General features: G+C 66.2%; 13 protein-coding genes and 1 tRNA gene. 8 read left to right on the forward strand and 6 right to left on the reverse strand.

Annotated features, from left to right (window positions below; translation table 11 throughout):
• Nucleotides 1-1230: an IS21 family transposase gene (istA, locus tag NN4_RS14640; protein ID WP_147130959.1), complete on the forward strand. Its 1230-nt coding sequence runs from the start codon at nt 1-3 to the stop codon at nt 1228-1230.
• Nucleotides 1230-2027, forward strand: coding sequence for an IS21-like element helper ATPase IstB (gene istB, locus NN4_RS14645; RefSeq protein WP_147130786.1), 798 nt, complete (start codon nt 1230-1232; stop codon nt 2025-2027). Before istA ends, istB begins: the two co-directional genes overlap by 1 nt.
• Nucleotides 2028-2092: 65 nt before the next feature.
• Here istB and NN4_RS14650 read toward each other — a convergent pair whose 3' ends face one another.
• Entirely contained in the window at nt 2093-2287 is a 195-nt protein-coding gene (locus NN4_RS14650) for a ferredoxin (protein ID WP_147130788.1), read from the reverse strand.
• Nucleotides 2284-3741 (reverse strand): oxygenase MpaB family protein, encoded by a 1458-nt coding sequence (locus NN4_RS14655; RefSeq protein WP_147130791.1) that lies wholly within the window; start codon nt 3739-3741, stop codon nt 2284-2286. Before NN4_RS14655 ends, NN4_RS14650 begins: the two co-directional genes overlap by 4 nt.
• A gap of 232 nt (nt 3742-3973) precedes the next feature.
• On the opposite strand from NN4_RS14655, the gene NN4_RS14660 reads away from it, so the two are divergent.
• Nucleotides 3974-4606 (forward strand): TetR/AcrR family transcriptional regulator, encoded by a 633-nt coding sequence (locus NN4_RS14660; protein ID WP_186818426.1) that lies wholly within the window; start codon nt 3974-3976, stop codon nt 4604-4606.
• 319 nt (nt 4607-4925) lie between these two features.
• Here NN4_RS14660 and NN4_RS14665 read toward each other — a convergent pair whose 3' ends face one another.
• A complete protein-coding gene (locus NN4_RS14665) occupies nt 4926-5648 on the reverse strand; it encodes a hypothetical protein (protein ID WP_147130795.1) in 723 nt (240 codons plus the stop codon).
• 1244 nt (nt 5649-6892) lie between these two features.
• On the reverse strand, nt 6893-7084 hold the full coding sequence (locus tag NN4_RS14670) for a hypothetical protein (protein ID WP_147130797.1): 192 nt from the start codon (nt 7082-7084) through the stop codon (nt 6893-6895).
• Between the two features lie 719 nt (nt 7085-7803).
• Here NN4_RS14670 and NN4_RS14675 point away from each other — a divergent pair.
• A complete protein-coding gene (locus NN4_RS14675) occupies nt 7804-10179 on the forward strand; it encodes a P-loop domain-containing protein (protein ID WP_147130798.1) in 2376 nt (791 codons plus the stop codon).
• Between the two features lie 193 nt (nt 10180-10372).
• On the opposite strand, the gene NN4_RS14680 is transcribed toward NN4_RS14675, so the two are convergent.
• Nucleotides 10373-11104, reverse strand: a complete 732-nt coding sequence (locus tag NN4_RS14680; RefSeq protein WP_147130800.1) for a hypothetical protein — start codon at nt 11102-11104, stop codon at nt 10373-10375.
• Between the two features lie 117 nt (nt 11105-11221).
• Here NN4_RS14680 and NN4_RS46915 point away from each other — a divergent pair, with 117 nt between their 5' ends.
• From NN4_RS46915 to NN4_RS14695, 3 genes are all read left to right on the forward strand, one after another.
• Entirely contained in the window at nt 11222-11533 is a 312-nt protein-coding gene (locus tag NN4_RS46915) for a DUF6374 family protein (protein ID WP_222595063.1), read from the forward strand.
• Entirely contained in the window at nt 11533-12588 is a 1056-nt protein-coding gene (locus tag NN4_RS14685) for a hypothetical protein (RefSeq protein WP_147130803.1), read from the forward strand. Before NN4_RS46915 ends, NN4_RS14685 begins: the two co-directional genes overlap by 1 nt.
• A 692-nt stretch (nt 12589-13280) precedes the next feature.
• The gene (locus tag NN4_RS14695; RefSeq protein WP_147130805.1) at nt 13281-13763 is read left to right on the forward strand and encodes an AbrB/MazE/SpoVT family DNA-binding domain-containing protein; all 483 of its coding nucleotides are present in this window, start codon (nt 13281-13283) and stop codon (nt 13761-13763) included.
• Between the two features lie 424 nt (nt 13764-14187).
• On the opposite strand, the gene NN4_RS14700 is transcribed toward NN4_RS14695, so the two are convergent.
• Nucleotides 14188-14269 (reverse strand) — tRNA-Leu (locus tag NN4_RS14700).
• Between the two features lie 387 nt (nt 14270-14656).
• Here NN4_RS14700 and NN4_RS14705 point away from each other — a divergent pair.
• A complete protein-coding gene (locus NN4_RS14705; RefSeq protein WP_186818427.1) occupies nt 14657-24013 on the forward strand; it encodes a type I polyketide synthase in 9357 nt (3118 codons plus the stop codon).
• Nucleotides 24014-24015: the final 2 nt, after the last annotated feature.

The raw sequence follows: 24015 nt of genomic DNA on the forward strand, positions 1-24015 counted from the left end.
GTGCTCAACGTGGAGGACTGGGCGGAGATCCGCCGATTGCATCGGGCCGAAGGCATGCCGATCCGGGCCATCGCCCGGCATCTACACGTCTCGAAGAACACCGTAAAGAAGGCCCTAGCTGCGCACCAACCCCCGAGATACCAACGGCCGTCCAAGGGTTCGGCCGTCGATGCGTTCGAACCGCAGATCCGGGCGCTGCTATCGGAGTTCCCGGACATGCCGACGACGGTGATCATGGAACGAGTCGGTTGGCAGCGCGGCAAAACCGTGTTCTTCGAGCGAGTCCAGCAGCTGCGACCCTTGTTCAAGCCACCGGACCCGGCCTCGCGCACCGAGTATCAGACTGGCGAGCTCGCTCAGTGCGACCTGTGGTTCCCGCCTGCCGATATCCCGTTGGGGTTCGGGCATGTCGGTCGACCGCCGGTGCTGGTCATGGTGAGCGGGTATTCGCGGGTCATCGCCGCGGTGATGCTCGCTACCCGGCAAAGCCCTGATCTGCTGGCCGGGCATTGGGCGTTGATCTCACACTGGGGCCGGGTGCCGCGCGCACTGGTGTGGGACAACGAATCCGCAGTCGGGCAATGGCGCGGCGGCAAACCCCAGCTGACCGACGCGATGAACGCCTTCCGTGGAACGCTCGGCATCAAGATAATCCAATGTCGTCCCGCTGACCCTGAAGCGAAAGGACTCGTCGAACGCGCCAACGGCTACCTCGAGACCTCGTTCCTTCCCGGCCGAAGCTTCATCGGCCCAGATGATTTCAACGCTCAGCTCGCCGAGTGGCTGGAGCGGGCGAACCAGCGCCACCATCGGCGATTGGGTTGTCGGCCGGTCGATCGTTGGTCTGCCGATCGAGCCGCGATGCTCGAACTGCCGCCGGTCGACCCGGTCGTCGGGTGGCGGCTAACGACGCGGCTGCCGCGCGACCACTACGTGCGCTTGGACTCCAATGACTACTCGGTGCATCCAGCAGTGATCGGCCGCAACGTCGACATTCGTGCCGACCTGCACCGGGTGGTGATCCTCTGCGGCGGCACCGAAGTCGGGCGTCACGAACGGTGCTGGGCGCGGCATCAGACCATCAGCGATCGCGTCCACATCGCCGCGGCTGCCCAGATGAGGCGGTCTCGCGGTCTGGCGGCCGTGCCGATGGTCGACACGTTGGTCGAGCATCGCGATCTCACCGACTATGACCGGATGTTCGACCTCGACAGTGAAGGGATCGCCTGATGACCGCCAAGTCCTCCACCAGCGGCGCCCGCAATGTAGGTTCTGAAATCGCTTATCTGGCAAGAGTTCTCAAAGCGCCCACCCTGGCTGGCGCGGTCGACCGGCTCGCCGAGCGTGCTCGCTCGGAAGGCTGGACTCATGAGGAGTTCCTTGCCGCGTGTCTGCAACGCGAAGTCGCTGCCCGCGAAGCTCACGGCGGCGAAGGCCGCATCCGCGCCGCCCGGTTCCCATCACGGAAATCCCTGGAAGAGTTCGACTTCGACCATCAACGCTCACTCAAACGTGACACCATCACTCACCTCGGAACCCTGGATTTCATCACCGCCCGCGACAACGTCGTCTTCCTCGGCCCACCCGGAACCGGCAAGACACATCTATCGATCGGGCTCAGTATCCGCGCGTGCCAAGCGGGACATCGTGTGGCATTCGCGACCGCCGCCGAATGGGTTGCCCGTCTAGCCGAGTCCCACCAGGCCGGAAAACTGCAGGCAGAGCTGATCAAGCTCGGCCGGATTCCGCTCCTGGTAGTCGACGAGGTCGGCTACATCCCCTTCGAATCCGAAGCGGCCAACCTGTTCTTCCAGCTGGTCTCGTCCCGATACGAACGGGCAAGTTTGATCGTGACCAGCAACAAACCCTTCGGCCGCTGGGGCGAGGTGTTCGGAGACGACATCGTTGCCGCGGCCATGATCGACCGCCTCGTCCACCACGCCGAGGTCATCTCCCTCAAAGGCGATAGCTACCGCCTCAAAGACCGCGATCTCGGCCGCGTTCCCGCGGCCAAAACCAACGACTGAGCAACGCGCTATACGCGACATTTTCCGCGTTGGTTTCTTGGCTGCCGTACGAGTTCTGTGCAGGGTTATGGCTGTTGGAGGCTGAGTGCGGCGGTTGGGCAGGCGTGGACGGCGGCGGTGACTTGGGCGTGTTGGTGGGGTGGGATGTGGTCGGTGCTGAGGTGCATGGTGCCGGTGTGGTCGAGGGTGAAGTGGTGTGGTGCAAGGGACACGCAGATGCCGGTGTGGAGACAGGCGGTGGGGTCGACGGCGATTTTCATGGCTGTTCCGGTCCGGTGGGTCGTGGACTGGTGGCCTGTGCGGGGTTGGGATCGAGCGGTGCGAGGTCGCTGGTGGTGGTGTGGTCGTGGCTGTTGTAGACGGTGGTGAGGTTGGTGTGGCGTTGGGTGTAGGCGTGGTAGCGGGTGTGGAGGGCTTTGATGAGTGGGTCCACCGGTGGGGTGGGCAGGGTTCGGCGGCCGCCGAGGGTGCGTAGTTGGTGGCCGATACTGCTGCCGCGCACGAGGGTCATGGACAGGGCGCCGCCGAGGATGGCCCAGCTGTTGAGGTTCAGGGTGCGGTATCGGGTGTGGGCGATGGCGGTGGATACGACGGTGGGGCCGAACAGGTGGGTGAGGTGGCCCAGTAGCAGTGGTGTGAACAGGTGGCGGGAGACAGGGCTGAGGATCTGGCGGGCCCAGGCGGTATCTGGGGCTAGGCTCAGGGGGATGTCGGTGGTGGTGTCGACGAGCACGCGTGCGACTTCGGGTGTCCAGGCCGAGGGTTCACCGATGTGGGTGACGATGTAGTCGCCGTAGTCGATGATGTCGGTGGCGGTGTCGGGGATCAGGTAGGCGGGGGCGCCGAGCAGGTAGGCGATGTAGCCCCAGTAGTCGGTGACGGCTTCCATATCGGCGGGGGTGCATGTGTGGCCGAGGGCGTGGTCGTAGAACAGTGGTACCAGTCCGAACGCGAGGTAGCCCGCGGCGAGTCCGGACGCCGAGATGGGGGCACCGTATTGGTCGTAGGCGTCGGGGCCCCAGGTTTTGCGCAGCGCGCGGCTGACTTGGGCGTGCATGAGCCCGATCCGGACCACGTCTTTGAACCCGTCTCCGTGTCGTGTGAGTGCGTCTGCGCGGGTGACGGTTTCGAAGAAGGCGAAGGTTTCCAGGTTGCGGCGCATGCCGTCGCGGGCGAAGCGGCCGGTCGCGCCTACCGCGGCCGAGACGTCCGGGGCCATGATCGTGTTGATGAGGTTGACGGTCAGTTCGGTGGCGCGGCCCAGCGGGGATCGTGAGAGCCACACCCGCCGACCGGCTTCTATGCGTTCGGGAGCGAACCGGGCTGGTGGATTGTCCAGCTTGTCGAACAACCGCACCAGCTCGCGGGGTGGATCGTCGAGGGTGGCGATCCCGTCCTCGAGTGCGGTGTCGAACAGTTGGCGTCCTCGGGCGGGACCTTCGCGGTGAAACATCGCGACCACGTCGTCCATCAGTTCGTCGCTTTGCCAGCGATGGTCGGCATGCAGGCGGGCCAGCGGTGTCTGCGAGGGGCCATCCTCGACGGGACGCCACGGGGTGAGCAGGAACCGGCGCAACGGCTGCCACAGCTCGCTGGCCGCGTACCCGCGAGGCGCCGGCCGCAGATCCATGCCCTCGCGGTAGTAGTAGTCGAACCGATGGGCGGGCTGCTCGACGGGGCTGGACGAGGAGTGGTCGGGATGTATTTGCGTCATGGCGGACTCTCTTGTGGGCCTTGATGATTCATCTCTTGGCAGTCGCTGGGGATGTTCGGCCCGGCACGGCCGGAGCTGCGGGGAGACGGTCTTGCCGGTCGATGGCCCGATGGCGGGTTTGCTAGCAGCGTGCGCACCTCGGCGTCCGGACCGGCGCCCGCGGCGCTACGCCCCATCGAGTACTGAATGTTACATGGAACGCTACTCATGTAACTCATGTAACGTCAAGGGGGTGCTGACCTCTGCGACCTCACTGATCGAGATGCTGGGTCGCGTGCTCACCGGCGAGGCCGAGGTAAGCGCGCAGCGCACCGAACAACGCATCCTCGATGCCGTGATCGAGGAATTGCTGGTCACGCCGCTTCGGAAGCTGACCTTGGAAGACGTCGCCCGCAGGGCTGGGCTGACCCGGATGACCGTGTACCGGCGCTTCGGTGACCGCGAGGGCCTGATCCAAGCCACCCTTACCCGCGAGGTGTCACGATTCCTCGGCGCGGTCCAACAGGTGGCCGACGCCGAAACCGAGCCTGCGGCCAAGACCTGCGAAGCCTTCGCCACCGGTCTGCATTTGGCCTACTCGCACCCGCTTGTGGAGCACTGGCGGCGCACCGACCCCGGCGCCCTGCTGAACTACCTGCTGGCCGACAACGGACTCATGTTCGCCGCCGCCAGCGCCATGATCGCCGACAACCTCGCCACCCTCACCCCGCCCCCGCGCGACCCTTTGCAGACCGCCGAAATCCTCGCCCGCCTGTTCACCGCCCTGGTCCTCATCCCCCCGACCACCCTCGACCTCACCGACCCCGACGCCGCCCGCCAACTCGCCCGCGACACCATCGCCCCACTAGCCCTCACCACCCCGTAACAAGAGCCAGGCCTCTGCCAAGAATCGGTCGGTCGCCCTGCTGGCACTCGCAGCTTTCATCGCAACCATCCACTCCGACGCAAACTCAGGCCCTCGCACCAAGGCGAGCGCACGTTCATCGGGCACTGTGGGACGTCCGCTTAGGCGGCTGGGTCACGATTGTCCCGGAAGATCCGGGTCAGGTTCGAACCGGAATTGACACCCCGGACACTTCACCTACCGGACCGGACAGCCGTCCGGCCGGCGGACACCGGACAGACGGACACTGGACAGACTGACACCGGACAGGCATCCGCCTGGCGGACAGCTCAGGTGTCCGTCAGCTTTGTTCATCATGGTCAGTGCGGTTCCCGGATTCGGAGTCCACGGTGTCGATGACACCTCCAAGGAAGGTCGCATAAAGCCCCGCGAATGTACGGGCGGACTTCACGAAATTGGCCGCCGCGGATGGAGAAACGGCCACGGGGGCGATCTCAGCACGGGTATGCAGATCCTTGAGCTTACGGAACACGTCAGCAAGATCGCTGGGTGTGCCTGGCCAGAGCTCGAACCCTACGGGAGCAGCCTCCAGCATTTCGGCTATCAGTTCGTTGAGGCGGGAGCCCCGGCTGAGGACTACCGCTCCCGGATACTTCTGAACCGCTGAGGGGAACGAGACCCTGGCGTGCTCGTTTGAGTAGCTTCTCAGCCTCTCGGCGCTGGTCCTGAGGATCTGAAGCTTTTCCGGGCGGAGGGTTTTGGCTGTCGATATGGCGAGCGGAGGTATCTTGACCACTGTCGCCTCATCGGTGGCTGTGATGTGATCCTCGGCTTCTGCCATGCGCGGTGCCTCCGCCGCTTGCTGGGCTTCTTCAGCGACCCTCTCGCTCTCTGCCTCGATCGTCGCCGTGAAGCCGGCCACGCTGATCGAACCGGATTTGATGCGGTCCACCAGTTTTGCGATCGGGTCACGGAGATCGCGGAGATAGATCACCGCAGCGCAGACGACGACGGGCCACTTCAGCGCGTTGATGTATGCCAGAACCACTTCCGGAGCTGCCATCCGGCGAATCGTAGTCGCGGAGCTACTCAGTCGGCGGCATCTGTCCGTCCGGGCCGGGTCGGGGGACGCCTGCGGAGTCCAGGTGCTCGTGAACGCGGCAGGTTCGGTACGTCGGCGGGATCCATTCAGATGGAGACCGCCCCGGACAGCAGCTTCTCGGTGGGCAGCTGGTTATTGAAGCCGATTTCGTGCTGTCGATCGACTGATGCTCGACGCCTGGCGGACTGGCGTCGACGCCCACCATGTTCGAAAGTGCTTTGAACGCCAATTCGCTCGAATGCATGGCTCCGCCAATGGTGCGCAGCGTCGAGACAGCCATAGCTGCCAGTTGATGGGTAGTCGGATGCGCCGCTCTGGGGCGGGCCGGTGGGTAGCCACATGCACTGATCGACAACGTCTTCGAACCCGACAGAACCCAGTCACCGAGCTCGCTCATTCGGTCGTTCAACCCTGAGGCACTGAGGATGCGTACAAGGTGACGGTGTCGTTCCAGGACAGGAACCGGTCGCGGTTGGCGAAGCAATAGATGTCGCTGGTGTCGACCAGAAGACGCGCCGCTGGAGGCCGGATGCCGCGCAGGTCAATTAGTTCGTCCGTATGGTTAACGGTCTGCCCATCTAGTGCAACCCTAATCTGACTCCGGCGAGTAACGTCCTTGAACGTTGCCCGAGGGCGACGACTTTGTTGGGGCCGAGGGCGGCCCCTGGCCCGCTGGCACCCGGAGCTTGTCGGTGGGCCCTGATATGCCGTCATTTTCCAATCGAGTTGTGGGAGAGAACCACACAAGATCCTGACTCCGGGGCCGGACCTTGGTTCACCAGACGAAGCATTTCGTACTGGTCGAGCTAAGGCCGTCCGTTTGCCTCTCGACCAGAAACTGCAGAGAGGTAAGGACTCAGTGGACCCCTTCATACTCATCGGGGCAATCACAGGCGTCTCAGGTACGGCTTCCGCCGCTGCTGCTCACGTCGCCAACACTCGGACCAAGGTCAGACTCGTACGCGAGGCATTGGACGGTGTTCCGCCAGCGGAGAAGCCTGCCGTCCTTGAAGCGCTCGCCGCTATCCTGTAGTTCCGAGACGCAAAGGCCCCACCGGCTGTGCAAGCTGTTGGGGGCCTTTGCGTTTCATCCGCGCAGTTCCGCCGACAGGAACCTTCGTCGCCCCGGCCAGGTCCGCGCCGTTCGGCCGCGTGGTAGTCGCGCCGACCCTCCGTGTTCTGGCTGGGCGCGGCACTGCGGAACGTCAAAGCAGGGTGTAGGTGGTGATGGTGGCCAGGGTCAAGGTCAGGGTGGCTCCAAACCCGATCGTGCCAGTGCGGACAGCAGCGAGCATGGTGGCCCCGTCGGCCTTAGCGAGGATGCCGGCGCAGAGGCCGGTGATGATCGCGAGTAGCGCGGTGCCAGCAAACAGCAGCGCCTTGGTGATGGTGGGCATGGGTTTCCATTCGGGTTGTCGTGAACCGGACGAATACCAGTGCAGCGAATCCAATGCCCCACAACCCATATCGCACAGCGCTACAGTGCCTCTGTGCAGGCGAAACAGGTGTGCGAGTCGCCGCGACTCGCTACGAGTCCTACTGCCGTCGACTCGGCCGGGTCGAGCGAGCATTGACAGCGCCAGACGCCTACTCCGTGTTCGTCGCGGACCTGGACCGCTTGCATGCGGCCGCGGGATACCCCACCGCAGCCCGGATCTCGTCGGCGATCAGTATCAGCTACAAACAGAAGGTCGCTGCCTCTACGATCAAGGGCTGGCTAGGCGAGAGGAACAGCCCACGACGGATCCCCCGTGAACACCAGAGCCGAAAGTTCGCTCTCGTCCTCTCCTATCTGCACGAATGTGCCAATAGACCATTCGATCGCGATGTCCCGCAGTCATGGGAGCTCCGTCGCCGCGCCGCGGAGAACGGACGCCCCAAGACTGAGGATGGCCACGCGGGCGCTCCAACTCCCGCAGATGACGGATCGGGCCGCTATGCCGATGTGAAGCCGGTGTATGCAGGCGTGAACGGTGAGCCGTCGTCGCTGGCTGGGCGGTCGCTATATGTGACGCAGGTTCGAGAGTTCATCGCCCCTATCGGTGGTCTGCGCGACCGCGCCTCCGAGATGGAAATGCTGGCCCGGTTCTGCCGAGGCAGGAGCCCGTATCTATGGGTGCGTGCTGATCCTTGGGCTGGCAAGTCGGCGATGCTGTCGACGTTCGCGGTGAAACCGCCTGCCGATCTCACCGTGGTGAGTTTCTTCGTTACTGACCGCCTTGCCGACCAGAACACCCACACTGCCTTCACCGCCGCAATCCTGGATCAACTCGCGGCATTGCTACCCGAACACAGGGAAGTGATCTCGGTAGCGGCGATTAACCGTGACGGGCTGCGCAACGAGCTTCTCTCGATCGCTGCCGATCAAGAGGAAAAAGCGAAGCGACGGCTGGTGCTGGTGGTCGACGGGCTGGACGAGGATACTGGAACACCGCCGATCGCGGGCCTGCTTCCGGCCCAGCCCCCGCAGAACCTGCGAGTTATCGTCGCTAGTCGCCACGGCCCGGAGTTGCCGATCCCGCAACGACATCCCCTCACCAATGCGAAGTCACACCTGCTCAAGCCCTCACCGTTCGCTGCCGACATCCGCTCGCGCGCGGTCACAGAACTCGATACCCTGCTGCGCGGCCCGAACAGTCAGCGCGACCTGCTCGCCCTGATCACCGCCGCAAACGGCCTGTCCACGAGCGAACTCGTCGGCCTCACTGTGATGGCACCCTACGAGATCGACGGACTGCTGAGCGCGGTCACTGGACGTAGCTTCCGCGCCCGCGCAAGCAGGACCGACCGCGACGACGGGACGAATCCGGTTTATGTGCTGGCGCACGAAACCTTGCAGCGCACCGCCGAACACCGACTCGGCCCCCACCACATCAATAGGGCCTTGACACATTTGCATAGGTGGGCCGAACACTACCGCGATCAGGGTTGGCCATCGCACACCCCCGATTTCTTACTGCAGCGCTACTTCCCGGTGCTCGAACGCCACGGCGACCTGCCGCGGATGGTCGCGCTGGCACTCGATGCCACCCGCCACCGGCTGATCGCCAAACGCACCGGCAGCGGCTGGATCCCGCTCGCCGAGATACGCACCGTACAGCGGCACATCTGTGAACAGCGCGACCCCGACCTGCTCACCACTGTTCGTCTCGCCCGCTATCGCGACAGCCTGTACCATCGCAGCAACACCACCTTTCGATGGCCGACAAACCTGTGGGGCCGCAGTGCCCAACATGTCGCACGATATTGGACGGAAGCTCAGAGTGGTGACAACAATGAACCGGGGCGGCAGCACGAAGCCCTCGCCCGCGACATCACCGATACCAAACAGTGGGATGACGCGCTGGTCCGTCTCGCCGAGTTCACCGCGGCGATCGATCCTGATCGGGCTGAAATCCTGGTCCACGACATAAACGAACCGTGGCGGCGGGCCGAAGCATTGACCCGCATCGCCGAGGTAGTCGCGAGAACAAACCCCGACCGGGCTGAAATCCTGATCCATGACATAAACGAACCGTGGCGGCGGGCCGAAGCATTGACCCGCATCGCCGAGGTAGTCGCGAGAACAAACCCCGACCGCTGCCGAATGGATCGACTCGCCGATCGAGCCGAAGCCCTCGTCGGCGACATCACCGACACATCCCGGCGAGCGGACGCGCGGGCCCGCATCGCTGGGGTTGTCGCGAGAACTGACCCCGACCGAGCCGAAGCTCTGGTAGGCGACATCACCGACGCGTGGCGGCGGGCCGAAGCACTGACCCGCATCGCCGAAGTAATCGCTAGAACCAACCCCGACCGAGTGGATCGACTCGCCGATCAGGGCGAACTCCTGATCCGCGATTTCACCGACCCATGGTGGAAGGCCAATACGATGGCCCGTCTTGCTGGAATTATTGCAGAAGCCGATCCCGACCGGGCAACTCAACTCGCTGATCGAGCCGAAGCCCTCGTCGGCGACATCACCGACACATCTCGGCGAGCCGACGCGCTGGCCGGCATCGCCGAGGCAGTCGCAAGAACCAAGCCCGACCGAGTGGATCGACTCATCGATCAGGGCGAACTCCTAATCCGCGATATCACCGACCCATGGTGGAAGGCCGAAGCACAGGCCCGTCTAGCCGCGGCAGTGGTGGAAACCGATCCAGACCGAGCGGAAACCCTAGCGCGCAACATCGGCGATCCGAAGCGGCAGTCCGCCGCACTCATCTACCTCGCAACTGTGGTCGAAGGTGCCAACGTCCGATTTCAAGGGCGCACCACCCCCGGCTCAAGTTCCGGCAGAGACCAGTCAGCGGTCGCCACTGAGAAACCGGCAGGTATAAGGGCGAAACGTCTCCTCGCGCGTGCCTGGGCAGTTTGGCGGTGGGAGGCTCCGCTGTCGGCGCTGGCCATTGTTGACAAACCGATCCTGGCCACCGTCGTGTCCGAAGTCACCGCCGAATCGATGAATTCGCCGATTCATCAGAACCCGGACATAGGCACCGACCTCTGATGCAGGGAGTGGCCCTGCCACAACGACCGCAATACCAACCAGGCCTGCGCTGGGTATGCAGCAGCCTGCGCCTCAGACTCGACAAATTAACACCGCGAGTGTTATCGCCGCGAATACGGGTGTAGACCTCGATGTACGGTGGCCGTGATCTCAGGTGCCTAACTCTGTTTCGCATAGAACGCACCGTTTCTCATCATCGCTGACCGGATGCCTTACCTTGCTCTTCGCACACCGGCTGAGGCGATTCGGACTCGGCAGTCACCGCGGGTGGGGTGCTATCGGGTTCAGGAGCCCGATCTCCCGATGAGATTGCATCATGAATTGTATGCCCCTGGCGGTAAGACTCACGAGGCGGTCTTCCGGGAAGCCATGGCCATTCCGCTGGTCGAGGAAAAGTAGACTCGGTCAGGGCGGGGAGATCGAGTTCATCCCGCATCGCGTTGCGGAGCACTTGAAGTAGGTCGCGGGCCTGAAACCAAGCCGGGTAGTAGCCTACGAACATACGGCTTTCTGAGACCTCGTCAGAGAGCATCAAGAGAGCGCCTGACATGCGGTCAGCTAGGTCGACAACCCGTGGAGACGCCATGAGTTGAATTTCGAACAAAAGCACCTGAAGTTCAGTGTCCCATTTGTGAACATACTCAAGAACGCCACTCCTTAGAGTCTCGGCATCCTCAATAGAAATGCTATTTGTATCGTCATATGGCATCAGGGTGGCGATCGCATCCACCTCACGGAGCATCGATTCGCATAACAAGAGATACTTTGCGTATATTTGCCTGAGATCGGTTAACCATCGACGTTTATCTTCATCGGTTTGCTTCTGTTGGACTGAGCGCTGGTTCAGGAATCCAGTTAACAAAACACCCGAAATACCGCCAATGAGAGTGAATGAACCGATCAATATCGCCGTCAGGGGCCCCATGCGCCAAAGATAGCCGGAAAGACCGCTAGATGCGACGGTTTGGTTCCTGAACCATCGGCGGCTGAACATCCGCTCTTGCCGCGATCCGCGCGTTTCTAATCGGCCAGCCCGGGCCCCGTGGAAGATCAACGGGCCGAGGAATTCCCGCTGGCCCTGGGGCAGGTTCGCGCCCAACTACTGGACGCAGCTGCCCTCGGCAAGCATCTGAGCCCGGCGCAGTTGGAGAGAACGCGGTCAGGAAATTGCCGACGCGCTGCGCGTTTACGGTTGCCCGGACTGACTCAAGTCGACTGGCCGCGAGTCTCGGGCGTATGTGATCTCCGCCTGCTGTGCGGGATCGGCAGATCTCAGGAGGCACTTACGTTGAAAACCAAGAAGAGATCACAGAGTGGGGCGTGCAGGTGCAGGATTAGCTGTCGAGGCTTCTGATGGTCGAAGTGCCGGAAGTAGGTGGTGTGGTGGCGGGGGATAGGAAGCTCGTAGCGGCAGCGATCATCGTGCCGCTGCTCATCCTGCTGGTGGGCATGCTGTTGTTGTTCGGAACACCGGCATCGAAGAACAGCTCGCTCGTGGCGGCGGCGTTCACGTTTTGCGGTGCTGTCGTCACAGCGTGGGTGTCGATGATCGGGTTGGTGCTCAAGAAACTGGCCGACGCACGGTTGGAGCGCGAGCGTGAGTTGGCCGAGGCACGATTGGAACGCGAGCATCAGGATGAAAGCAACAGGTTGCGGCTGGACGCGGCCATGCGCGCCGGGCAGTTGCTTGCCTCCGACGCCACCCACCCTCCTGCTCCCGCCGTGGTGGCATCCGGCTTGCTTGTCCTGACCAGGCTGGACCAGGTCGGGCTGGCGGTAACACTATTGGTGGATCTGTGGACCGAGGAGAACCCTCGGATTTCCTCGGAAGCAGCGATTCTCGTCATTGACGCCGCCCTGCGTTCTACGACACCGACGACACAACTGGTCGCCGCGGAAATCCTGTGCCGCAACGCAACCAGGCTCGATCCTTGCCAGTCTCTGCACTGGCCGAGCTCGTTGGAAGGCAGATGGAACCCGGACTTCAGCGGCAGGACCAAGTTGCTGATTATCGAGGCGCTGGCGGACATGATGTTGACTGCCCCAGCGAACGAAGCCGCTCTACGCGCGGTCGCCGTGCGACTGTACGCGGTCTGGGACGCTGAGATTGGAGACGACCGAGTCCGTGGATGCGTCGGGAAACTGCTCAAAGCCCTGTTGCCGCAGCTCGAACTGCTCGGATACAGCAACTTCATGCACGGCAACCGCGAGGTGCGGCTCGAACAGCTCATTGCCGCAGGCAGCAGCGCGCACGCCAATCCGGACGGCTTCCTCGACCAACTGTCCACTCGGCTCGCAGAGCAGCTATCTACTTGGTCCTTGACGTGCGGAGGTCTGCCGCAGAACCCAGGCAGCCTCGCTGCGGCCTATTGCGGCACCCCCGAACCCCTTCCGGAGCACACCAGCTGAGTTCACCGCCTCTCGGCTAAACCATTTCACCAGAGCGCCCGGGCGTCCCTGTGTCTTACTGTCTGACTTGGGTTAACTCAAGTGAGCTGTAATAGCTGCTGGGCGCGCGGCCTGGCCTCGCGGTTGTCAGCCAGCTGTGGAGGGCAGCACGCCAACGTTCCAGTCGAGGACCTGCGGGCCCGCTTCGATCTCTGAGGAGCTGCTCGAAATCAGTCCCCGCCGAACGGCGGAAGCTGTTGCTCTCGGCGCATGTCGGGGATTCCATCGCTGTCCTCGTCGCGGGCTTCGTGTTCGGCGATGACGCGGTAGGCCCGGTTACGGAATCGCAGCACCACGGTGGCCGGCAGTGCGGCGGTGAGGGTGCCAGTAGCACTCCGATGCGCACGTGATCACCACGCACTGCGCTGAAGGCGTTAACCAGAATCGTTGTACCACACACGGCACGGAGGGCGCGGCGCATCAGCCTTCGAACAGCGACATCAAGATGTGTGCTGCGCCAACCACATAGCACTTGGCACGTTCTGCGTCGGGCCGCGAGCGGGCCTCGACGAGAGTTTGAGAACGGTATTTGAACCCAGGCCTCTCGTCGACCTCGGTCTGCGTGTGGTCGAGTTTTGGGTGGCGTGCTTGGGGAATTTCGGCTTTGATGGGGTTGGGAGAATCGGTGGACGGGTCCGGGAGCCTGATGCCCTATGTCCAGATTCGATCGTCAACAGTTCCACACCCTTCTGAACCGCTATCTGGACGAGGCGCAGTCCCTGCTCCCGCCGGAAAGTCCCGATCCGTCAGATCCGTTGCGCTTGTCGGAGTTCGCGGTGTCGCTCATCAACGATCGCTCGCGGATCTGTGGGCAGCGCGTGTTCGAGTCGATGGGGTGGCCGCCGGGCACAGCGATCGGTTTCGGGGTGGTCGATGGGGTGGTCACGATCGGTGCGGTGGTGCGGAGTCGTTCGGTGATCGACAGTCGCGGGCATGCCCGGTTGCCGGCGGCGACACGGCGTGCGGCTGGTATCGAGCCGGGGGATCCGGTGCTCCTGGTGGCGATGCCCGAGGAGGGCCTTGTTGCGGTGATGGGCCCGCGGATGCTGGAGCAGGCCCTGGCGTCGGTGCTGGCTCCATTGCGAGATCCGCAGTCTCGGTTCGTGATCCCGATCCTGGGACCGCGCGAGCGCTAGCTGCGGCGTAGCGGTCCTCACTTGCAGCGTTTCTGACCGGCCTTGTTGCGAAGCTACAGGGTCGTTGCGGCCCTTTACACCGTGGATTGCTGGCTCGCATCGATTCGAGCAAACGTGCTCGGCAGGACACGCCGGGCACGTCTGCCTTCGTCCTCATCGGACCAGCGACCACCCCGTTATCGGGAACAGGCCACTCGGTCGGGTATCGAGCGGGTTCCCGTCTGCGTCCAGCAAACCTTTCGCGTGTCTCAACTGCGTCGTGACACGTGTGCGAGGGTGCGCGGGAATCGCCTCGGACACGTATCGGTGACACCGATGACGGGAAAGTGCGCTGGGAGAGGCCTGATTGGCGCATCTGCGACGTGCTCGAGAGCTCTCGAACCCCCGAAAGCGACATACGTGACACATCTACGTGTCAAAGCTGTGCGCGAGAGGGGACTTGAACCCCTACGTCCGTGGACACCAGAACCTAAATCTGGCGCGTCTGCCAATTTCGCCACTCGCGCGTGATGGTACGACCGTGCAAACTCTACCGGGCTTGACCGACTTCGCGAAGCTCCGGGCGGGCGTGGCGTACTGGTCAGTAACCCTACCAGGGATTATAACGATTAGATAACTGTCAACATGAGGAGAGCTCATGTTTCGTACGGGTTAGTAACCCGGTAGACCAGCGTGTTCAAACATGAGGAAGGGTCATGTTTGACATCATTCTGGTACGGATGTGCACGAATACTCGGCGGTATGCCCCGTAGCCGCCGAGCAAACGTGAGGATTTCCTCATGATTTTGGCTATCCTCGCCCGTATCAGGCCCCAACGCTGAGGAACACCTGCGCACCGGAGGGAGCGGCGTGTCTCGCAGGGCACGTCGCCAGGAAAAGGAAGTCGAATCGTCTTGACGATCAACGAGAGCACCGAGACCGGTACCGGACAGAGCGCGAAGGTTGGAGCCACCCACGGGGGTGGGGACCGCTCGCCGCTGTTGGATCGGCTGCTGAGCGGGACGCCCTACGCGCTCGCTTTCGGGGGACAGGGCGCCCAGTGGCTCGATGAACTGGAAGAGATCGGACGCGACAGCGCGCTGGAGCCCGAATTGACCGCATTGGTCAACGAGGCGGAAGAGATGCTGGAACCCGTTGCGGCACAGCTGCTGGTGGTCCGTCCGGTCGGTTTCGATCCGATCGGGTGGATGCTGGAGGACGAACTGGTCGACACCGACCAGGGCGAGGTCTCCGCCGCCCCGTCGCCGCAGATTCTGCGATCCGCCGCCGTGTCGATGCCCGGCGTGCTGCTCTCTCAGGTGGCGGCCATGCGCGCGCTGCGCCTGCAGGGACTGGATCCGACCGAGCAAGCGCCGGTAGCGATCGTGGGCCACTCGCAGGGCCGCCTCGCGGCGACCGCGGTCGAGGCCGGTGGCAGGCGGGATGCCGAGCTGCTCGCGATCGCGCAATTGATCGGCGCCGCAGCCGGTTTGGTGGCGCGCCGCCGCGGGCTGATGCCGGTGGGCGAGCGCTCGCCGATGGTCGCGGTGTCCAACGTAGACCCCGAGCAGCTTCGTGCCGTCGTGGCCGAGGTGTCCGAAGGCGTCGACCCGGCAGCGGCCGCGGTGGTGTCCATTCGTAATGGACGCAGGCGCGCGGTGCTCTCCGGCACGCCCGCCCAGCTGGAGCGAGTGCGCCAGCGCTGCGCGCAGATTCACGACGAGCAGTCCCGCGAACGCGACGCCAAGGTGCGCGGTGGCGCCATCTTCGCGCCGGTCTTCGAGGACGTGTCCGTCGATGTCGCGTTCCACCACCCGGCGCTGGCCGACACCGTGGACCTGGTCACCGGATGGGCCAACCAGTGTGGCCTGGATGCCGCGCTGGCCGGTTCGCTCGCGCAGGAGATTCTGGTCGACCCGATCGACTGGGTGGAGATCGTCGACGGCATGGTTGCCGCTGGCGCGCAATGGATTCTGGATCTGGGCCCCGGCGACCTGCTGTCCAGGCTGACCGGCGGTTCGCTCAAGGGCACCGGCGTCGGCATGGTCGCCGCCGCGACCCGGGCCGGGCAGCGCAGCCTGCTCACCCCGGGTGCCGCGCCGGAGCGCTCCACGCCGTGGACGGCGTTCGCGCCCAAGCCGGTCCGGCTGCCGAACGGCCGGATCGTGGTGGAGACCGCGTTCACCCGGCTGACCGGTCGTTCGCCGATTCTGCTGGCGGGCATGACGCCGACCACCGTCGACGCGAAAATCGTTGCGGCAGCGGCGAACGCGGGCCACTGGGCCGAGCTGGCCGGTGGCGGCCAGGTGACCGAGCAGATCTTCGCCGATCGCGTCGCGGAGCTGAAGACGTTGTTGCAGCCGGGCCGCGCGGTCCAGTTCAACTCGCTGTTCCTCGACCCCTACCTGTGGAAGCTGCAGCTGGGCGGCAAGCGACTGGTGCAGAAGGCTCGTACCGCGGGCGCTCCGTTCGACGGAGTCATTGTCACGGCGGGCATTCCGGAGCTCGAAGAGTCCGTCGCGCTCATCAACGAACTCACCGAGGTCGGCATCTCGCATGTCGCGTTCAAGCCGGGCACCGTCGCGCAGATCCGCGCGGTGCTGCGGATCGCCACCGAGGTGCCGGACTACCCGGTGATCATGCACATCGAGGGCGGCAAGGCCGGCGGGCATCACTCCTGGGAAGACCTGGACGACCTGCTGCTGGAGACCTACGCCGAGCTGCGCAACCACGAGAACGTGGTGGTCTGCGTCGGCGGCGGCATCGGAACCCCCGAGCGCGCAACGGAATACCTGACCGGTGAGTGGGCCACCGCGCACGGCTACCCGGTGATGCCGCTGGACGGCGTGCTGGTCGGCACGGCCGCCATGGCGACGCTGGAGGCCACCACCGCGGCCGAGGTCAAGCAGCTGCTGGTGGACACCCCCGGCACCCCCGACTGGGTCGGCGCGGGCACCGCGTCCGGCGGAATGGCCTCGGGCCGTAGCCAATTGGGCGCCGATATCCACGAGATCGACAACGCCGCCTCGCGCACCGGCCGCCTGCTCGACGAGGTCGCCGGCGACGCCGAGGCGGTCGCCGCGCGGCGCGCGGAGATCATCGAGGCGCTGAACGCCACGGCCAAGCCGTATTTCGGTGACGTCGCGACGATGACCTACCTGGACTGGCTGGAGCGCTACATCGAGCTCGCGGTCGGCCTGGACCGCCGCAAGGACTTCGACTGCGGCAGCGACATCGGCGATGCGATCACCGACGCCACCCGCTCGGTCTGGCTCGACATCACCTGGCGCGACCGTTTCGCGGAAATGATGCGCCGCACCGAATCTCGGCTGCACCCGGCCGACCGCGGCGAGATCCCGACGCTGTTCGCCTCGGACGAGGACTTCGAGAACCCGGTCAACGCGCTCTGCGCGCTGAAGGCGCAGTACCCGGCCGCCGAGCAGACCCTGCTGCACCCGGCCGACGTCCCGTTCTTCGTGACCCTGTGCAAGACCCCGGGCAAGCCGGTGAACTTCGTGCCGGTCGTCGACGGCGACGTGCGCCGCTGGTGGCGCTCGGATTCGCTGTGGCAGGCCCATGATCCGCGCTACTCGGCCGACCAGGTCTGCGTCATCCCCGGCACCGTCTCCGTCGCGGGCATCACCCGCGTCGATGAGCCCGTCGGCGAACTGCTCGATCGCTTCGAGCAGGACACCGCGTACTCGCTGGTGCGTGCGGGCGTCGTGCCGGTGGCGATCGACGCGCGCCGGGTGGCGGGCGTGACCACCGGCCCGATCGACACGGTGCTCGCCGCGCCGGACATCGAATGGTCCGGCCGTACCACCGTCAATCCGGTACACCGGCTCGGCGACGTGTCCGACTGGACGGTGGACGGCAAGGGCGCCGTGCACCCGCCCAGTGGTGCCACACTCACCGAGACCACCGGCCCGGACGCCGACGACTCCTACGTCGAGCTGACCGTTCCGCTGTTGGGCAGCAACGTCGTCCGCATCCGCATCACCGTGCCGACCACCACCTACAACGGTGGCGCTCCGGTGGTCACCGAGGCCGACGCGCACGACGCCATGACCGCGATGCTCGCCGTCGCCGCCGGGCAGGCGCTGCCCGAGGTGAAGGGCAAGGTCGCGCACCTGAACATCGCGTGGTCGCCGGATCTCGTGGCCGACCACGCGGGCGTGACCGGCTCGGGTCTGCCTTCGGCACTGAGCACGCTCGGCCGCACCGTCCCCGACGTGCTGGTCGGCGCCTGCTGGCCCGCCGTGTTCGCCGTGCTGGGTGCGGCCAGGGCCGCCGACGGCGCGAGCGTCATCGAGGGCATGCTCGACCTGGTCCACCTGGACCACCAGATCGAGCTGGCGGGCGAACTGCCCACCAGCCCAAGCGTTCTCGCGGTGCGGGCGGAGGCGGGCGAGACGCTCGACACCGACCTCGGCCGCGTCGTCGAGGTGCGGGTGCGCATCGCGGGCATGCTGGACCGTCCGGAGACCGGGCTGTCCATGCCGACCGTCGCCACCCTCACCGAACGGTTCGCCATCCGCGGCCGCAACGGCGCGGGCGAGCTCACCGATCCGCCGCGCGCGGCGGGCACGGTGTCCGACGCGGCCAGCGACACCCCGCGGCGTCGTCGTCGCGACGTCACGATCGTCGCGCCGCGCACCATGCACGCGTTCGCCGCTGTCTCCGGTGACCACAACCCGATCCACACCAGCGATTCCGCCGCCAAGCTGGCCGGTCTCGGCAGCCCGATCGTGCACGGCATGTGGCTCTCGGCCGCGGCCCAGCACGCGGTCTCGGCGATCGATCCGGAAAGCGCGATTCCGGCCCGGACCGTGACGGCATGGACCACCCGTTTCCTCGGCATGGTTCGCCCCGGCGCGGAGATCGACGTGCGCGTCGAGCGGATCGCGGTCGACGCGGGCAGCGAGATCGTCGAGGTGTCCTGCCGGACCGCGGGCGATCTGGTGATGACCGCGACCGGACGGACCGCGGCACCCAGGACGGTCTACGCCTTCCCCGGCCAGGGTATTCAGCGCAAGGGCATGGGCCTGGACGCGCGCACCCGTTCCAAGGCCGCCAAGGCGATCTGGGACCGCGCCGACAAGCACACCCGCGACGCGCTCGGCTTCTCCATCCTCGCGGTGGTCCGGGACAACCCGACCTACCTCAAGGCACGCGGTGTGGAACACCGGCACCCCGACGGCGTGCTGCACCTGACCCAGTTCACCCAGGTCGCGATGGCCGTCCTCGGCGTCGCCCAGGTGGCCGAGCTGCGCGAGGCCGGTGCGTTCGTCGAGGGCGCGATGCTGGCCGGGCACTCGGTCGGTGAGTACAACGCGCTCGCCGCGGTGGCCGGGGTGCTGCCGTTGGAGGCGGTGCTGGAGGTCGTGTTCCAGCGCGGCTCCGCGATGCACGAGCTGGTGCCGCGGGATGCGCAGGGCCGCAGCGACTACCGGATGGCCGCGATCCGGCCCTCGCAGATCGGTCTGCCCGACGACGAGGTGATCGACTTCGTCACCGGGATCGGCGCGCAGAACGGGGAGTTCCTCGAGGTCGTCAACCTGAACCTGCGCGGCTCGCAGTACGCCATCGCGGGCACGGTCGCCGGGCTGGAGGCGTTGGAGACCGAGATCGACCGGCGCCGTGCGGAATTCGGCGGCAAGCGGGCGTTCATTCTGGTGCCCGGCATCGACGTGCCGTTCCACTCCACGGTGCTGCGCAAGGGTGTGCCGGAGTTCCGGCACAAACTCGAGCAGCTGCTGCCCGCCGACCTGCACCCGGAAATCCTGATCGGCCGCTACATCCCGAACCTGGTGTCGCGCCCGTTCTCGCTGGAACGCGAATTCATCCAGGAGATCGCGGATCTGGTGCCGTCCGAGCCCTTGGCCGCAGTGCTCGCCGACTTCGACAGCTGGGCGGCGCGCCCCGTCGAGTTGTGCCGTGTCGTGCTGGTCGAGCTGCTGGCTTGGCAGTTCGCCAGCCCGGTGCGCTGGATCGAGACCCAGGACCTGCTGTTCACCGACACCGCGCACGGCGGCCTCGGGGTGGAGCGGTTCGTCGAAATCGGTTTGGGCGCAACGCCGACCGTGGCGAACCTGGCCAGTCAGACGCTGAAGCTGCCCGCGTTCAGCGGCGCGACGGTCGAGGTGCTCAACATCGAGCGCGAGGCGGGCATCGTCTACTCGACCGACACCGATCCCGCCCCCGTCGACGAGCCCATCGAGGAATCCGTCGAAACCGCCTCTGCCGCAACAACTGCCGCACCGGTGGTGGCCGCCGCGCCGGTGGCCAGCTCGGGTGGACCGCGCCCGGACGACATCGCGTTCACCGCGGCCGACGCCACCCGCGTGCTCATCGCGCTGTGGACCAAGCTGCGGCTGGACCAGATCGGCCCGGTCGACACCATCGAGGGCCTGTGCGACGGCGTCTCCTCCCGTCGCAACCAGCTGCTCGTCGACCTCGGCACGGAGCTCTCGCTCGGCGCCATCGACGGTGCCGCCGACGCGGACATGGGTGCGCTCTCGGTCACCGTCGAGCGCCTCGCCCGTACCTACAAGCCCTTCGGCTCGGTGCTGTCCGATTCGATCGGTGACCACTTGCGCAAGGTGTTCGGTCCGTCCGGCAAGCGCCCGGCCGCGATCGGCGAGCGGGTGAAGAAGGTCTGGGAGCTCGGCGACGGCTGGGCCAGCCACGTCACCGCCGAGGTCTCCCTCGGCACCAGGGAAGGCGCCAGCGTCCGCGGTGGCGACCTCGGCGGGTTGGTCAACGGCTCGCTGGGCGACGCCGCCTCGGTCGACGCGGCCATCGACGCCGCCGTGCAGGCGGTCGCCGCCCGCCGCGGTGTCGCGGTTTCGCTGCCGTCCACCGGTGGTGGTGGCGGAGCCACCGTCGACGCGGCCGCCCTCGGCGAATTCACCGAGCAGATCACCGGCCGCGACGGCGTGCTCGCTACCGCCGCCCGGGTGGTGCTCGAACAGCTCGGCCTGACTGAGCAGGTGTCCGCGCCAGAGGCGACCGACACCTCGCTGGTCGACCTGGTCTCGGCCGAATTGGGTTCGGACTGGCCGCGTTTGGTCGCTCCCGCGTTCGATGCCCGCAAGGCCGTGCTGCTCGACGACCGCTGGGCCACGGCCCGTGAGGACCTGGCCAAGCTGTGGCTCGGCGACGACGCCGAGTCCGCGCAGCTGCCGGTCGACGGCTACCTCGGCGCGGGTGAAGCCGTTGCCACGCAGGCGAACTGGTGGCGCGAACGGGCCAAGCACGAGGCCCGCTCGGTGCTGGCCGGCGTGTACGAGCGGATCGCCACGGCGGCGCTGACCGCCGACGATCGCGGGATCTGGTCCGCGGACATCGCGGTGATCACCGGCGCCAGCAAGGGTTCCATCGCGGCGGCCGTCACCGGGCAGCTGCTCGGCGGTGGCGCGACCGTGGTGGTCACCACGTCGAGCCTCAACGACGACCGGCTGAGCTTCTACCGGAAGCTGTACCGGGACAACGCCCGCCACGGTGCCGCCCTCTGGGTGGTGCCCGCGAACATGGCCTCCTACCAGGACATCGACGCGCTGATCGAGTGGGTCGGCACCGAACAGGTCGACAACGCCGGCGGCGCGAAGGTCAAGACCAAGGACGCGATGACGCCGACCATGCTGCTGCCGTTCGCGGCGCCGCGGGTGGCCGGTGACCTCGCCGACGCGGGCGCCCGCGCGGAGATGGAAATGCGCGTGCTGCTCTGGTCGGTGGAACGGCTGATCGGTGGCCTGTCCACCCTCGGTGCCGACCACGACGTGGACGCGAAACTGCATGTGGTGCTGCCGGGTTCGCCCAACCGCGGCCTCTTCGGTGGTGACGGTGCCTACGGCGAGTCGAAGGCCGCGCTCGACGCGGTGGTGGCCAAGTGGCGCGCCGAGAAGTCGTGGTCGACCCGGGTCACCCTGGTGCACGCGATGATCGGCTGGGTGCGTGGCACCGGGCTGATGGGCCACAACGACCCGATGGTCGAGGCCGTGGAGCAGGCTGGCGTGCAGACCTGGTCCACCGCCGAGATGGCCGACGAGCTGCTCAAGTGGTGCACCTCGCGCGCTCGCCAGGTGACCCTGGCCGGGCCGCAGCAGATCGACCTGACCGGCGGACTCGCCAAGGCCAAGCTCGATCTGCCCGCGCTGGCCAAGCAGGCCGCGGAGCAGGCAGCCGAGGAGACCGTGGAAGCCGATGCGGCAGCCACGATTTCGGCACTGCCCGCGCCGCCGACCATGTCCTCGGTGCTGCCGGTACCCGAATGGGGCACGGTCACCACCGATCTCGCCGACATGGTGGTGATCGTCGGAGCGGGCGAGCTCGGCCCGTACGGCTCCGCGCGCACCCGGTTCGAGATGGAGGTCGAGGATCAGCTCTCGGCCGCGGGCGTGCTCGAACTCGCCTGGACCACCGGCCTGGTCACCTGGGAGAACGACCCCAAGCCCGGCTGGTACGACGCCGAATCCGGTGACTACGTCCCCGAATCCGAGATCGCCGACAAGTACCACGACGTGGTCGTCGCCCGCTGCGGCGTGCGCCGCTACGGCGACGACGGCGCCATGATCGACAACAGCGCGCCGCTGATGACCTCGGTGTTCCTGGATCAGGACCTGACGTTCACCGTCGGCGGCGAGGCCGAGGCCCGCGCCTTCCACGAGGCCGATCCCGAGCACACGGTCATCGCACCGGTGCCGGACGCGGCGGACTGGACGGTGACGCGCAAGGCGGGCACCGAGATTCGGGTGCCGCGCCGGGCCAAGCTGTCGCGCACCGTCGGCGGCCAGATCCCCACCGGCTGGGATCCGACCATCTGGGGCATCTCCGCGGAGATGGCGAACTCGGTTGACCGCGTTGCCCTCTGGAACGTCGTCTGCACGGTGGACGCGTTCGTCAGCTCCGGCTTCAGTCCGGCCGAGCTGATGAGCTGGGTGCACCCGAGCCTGGTCGCCAACACCCAGGGCACCGGCATGGGTGGCATGTCCTCGATGCGCTCGCTCTACGTCGACAACCTGCTCGGCGAGTCGCGGCCCAACGACATCCTGCAGGAGGCGCTGCCGAACGTGGCCCTCGCGCACGTGGTGCAGTCCTACGTGGGCAGCTACGGCGCCATGGTGCACCCGGTGGCGGCGTGCGCCACCGCCGCGGTGTCGGTGGAAGAGGGCGTCGACAAGATCCGTCTCGGCAAGGCCGAGCTGGTGGTGGCGGGCGGCTTCGACGATCTGGGCATCGAGGGCATCGTCGGCTTCGGTGACATGTCGGCCACCGCGGACTCGGCGGCCATGAGCGCCAAGGGCATCAGCGACCGGTACTTCTCCCGCGCCAACGACCGCCGTCGCGGCGGATTCGTGGAATCGCAGGGCGGCGGCACCGTGCTGCTGGCCCGCGGTGACGTGGCGGTGGAGATGGGCCTGCCGGTGCTCGGTGTGGTCGCCTTCGCGCAGTCCTTCGCCGACGGCGTGCACACCTCCATCCCGGCGCCCGGTCTCGGTGCGCTCGGTGCGGGGCGTGGCGGGCGCGAGTCCCGGTTCGCCGCCGAGCTGCGCAAGCTCGGGGTCGGGCCGGACGACATCGCGGTGGTGTCCAAGCACGACACCTCCACCGCGGCCAACGATCCGAACGAGTCCGAGCTGCACACCCGGCTGGCCACCGCCATCGGGCGTTCCGAGGGCGCACCGCTGTTCGTCATCTCGCAGAAGAGCCTGACCGGGCACGCCAAGGGCGGCGCGGCCGCGTTCCAGCTGATCGGCCTGTGCCAGGTGCTGGAAACCGGTGTGGTGCCGCCGAACCGGAGCCTGGACTGTGTCGACGAGAAGATGCAGGCGTACCCGCACCTGGTGTGGGCGCGCGAGCCGCTGCGCTTCGGCGAGCGGTTCCCGCTCAAGGCAGGCCTGCTGACCTCGCTCGGGTTCGGGCACGTCAACGGTCTGCTCGCGGTGGTGCATCCGGAGGCGTTCATCCAGGCGATCGACCCGCAGCGGCGCGAGGCCTACCAGCGGCAGGCGCAGCAGCGTCAGCTGGCCGGGCGGCAGCGGTTCACCGAGGCCATGTGCGGCGGCGCTCCGTTGTACGAGCGTCCGGCGGACCGTCGCATGGGTGGTGACGGCACGCCTGCCAAGCAGTCGCGCCAGCTGGAGGCGGATGTGTTGCTGTCCACCGAGGCTCGCCTCAACGCCGACGGCGCCTACCGGGCCGACGGGTTCGGGTGCGGCACCGGCCACACTGCGGCCGGTTCGGGCACGGACCGCCAGAGCAGGTCGTAGGC

It is taken from the genome of Nocardia ninae NBRC 108245, assembly GCF_007990755.1.
Taxonomy (GTDB): domain Bacteria; phylum Actinomycetota; class Actinomycetes; order Mycobacteriales; family Mycobacteriaceae; genus Nocardia; species Nocardia ninae.

What these genes read in the sequence shown, in the direction of transcription:
- istB (WP_147130786.1), top strand. Translation starts at nt 1,230, where the DNA reads ATGACCGCCAAGTCCTCCACCAGCGGCGCCCGCAATGTAGGTTCTGAA.
- NN4_RS14650 (WP_147130788.1), bottom strand. Translation starts at nt 2,287, where the DNA reads ATGAAAATCGCCGTCGACCCCACCGCCTGTCTCCACACCGGCATCTGC.
- NN4_RS14655 (WP_147130791.1), bottom strand. Translation starts at nt 3,741, where the DNA reads ATGACGCAAATACATCCCGACCACTCCTCGTCCAGCCCCGTCGAGCAG.
- NN4_RS14665 (WP_147130795.1), bottom strand. Translation starts at nt 5,648, where the DNA reads ATGGCAGCTCCGGAAGTGGTTCTGGCATACATCAACGCGCTGAAGTGG.
- NN4_RS14670 (WP_147130797.1), bottom strand. Translation starts at nt 7,084, where the DNA reads ATGCCCACCATCACCAAGGCGCTGCTGTTTGCTGGCACCGCGCTACTC.
- NN4_RS14680 (WP_147130800.1), bottom strand. Translation starts at nt 11,104, where the DNA reads ATGGGGCCCCTGACGGCGATATTGATCGGTTCATTCACTCTCATTGGC.
- NN4_RS14685 (WP_147130803.1), top strand. Translation starts at nt 11,533, where the DNA reads ATGGTCGAAGTGCCGGAAGTAGGTGGTGTGGTGGCGGGGGATAGGAAG.
- NN4_RS14695 (WP_147130805.1), top strand. Translation starts at nt 13,281, where the DNA reads ATGTCCAGATTCGATCGTCAACAGTTCCACACCCTTCTGAACCGCTAT.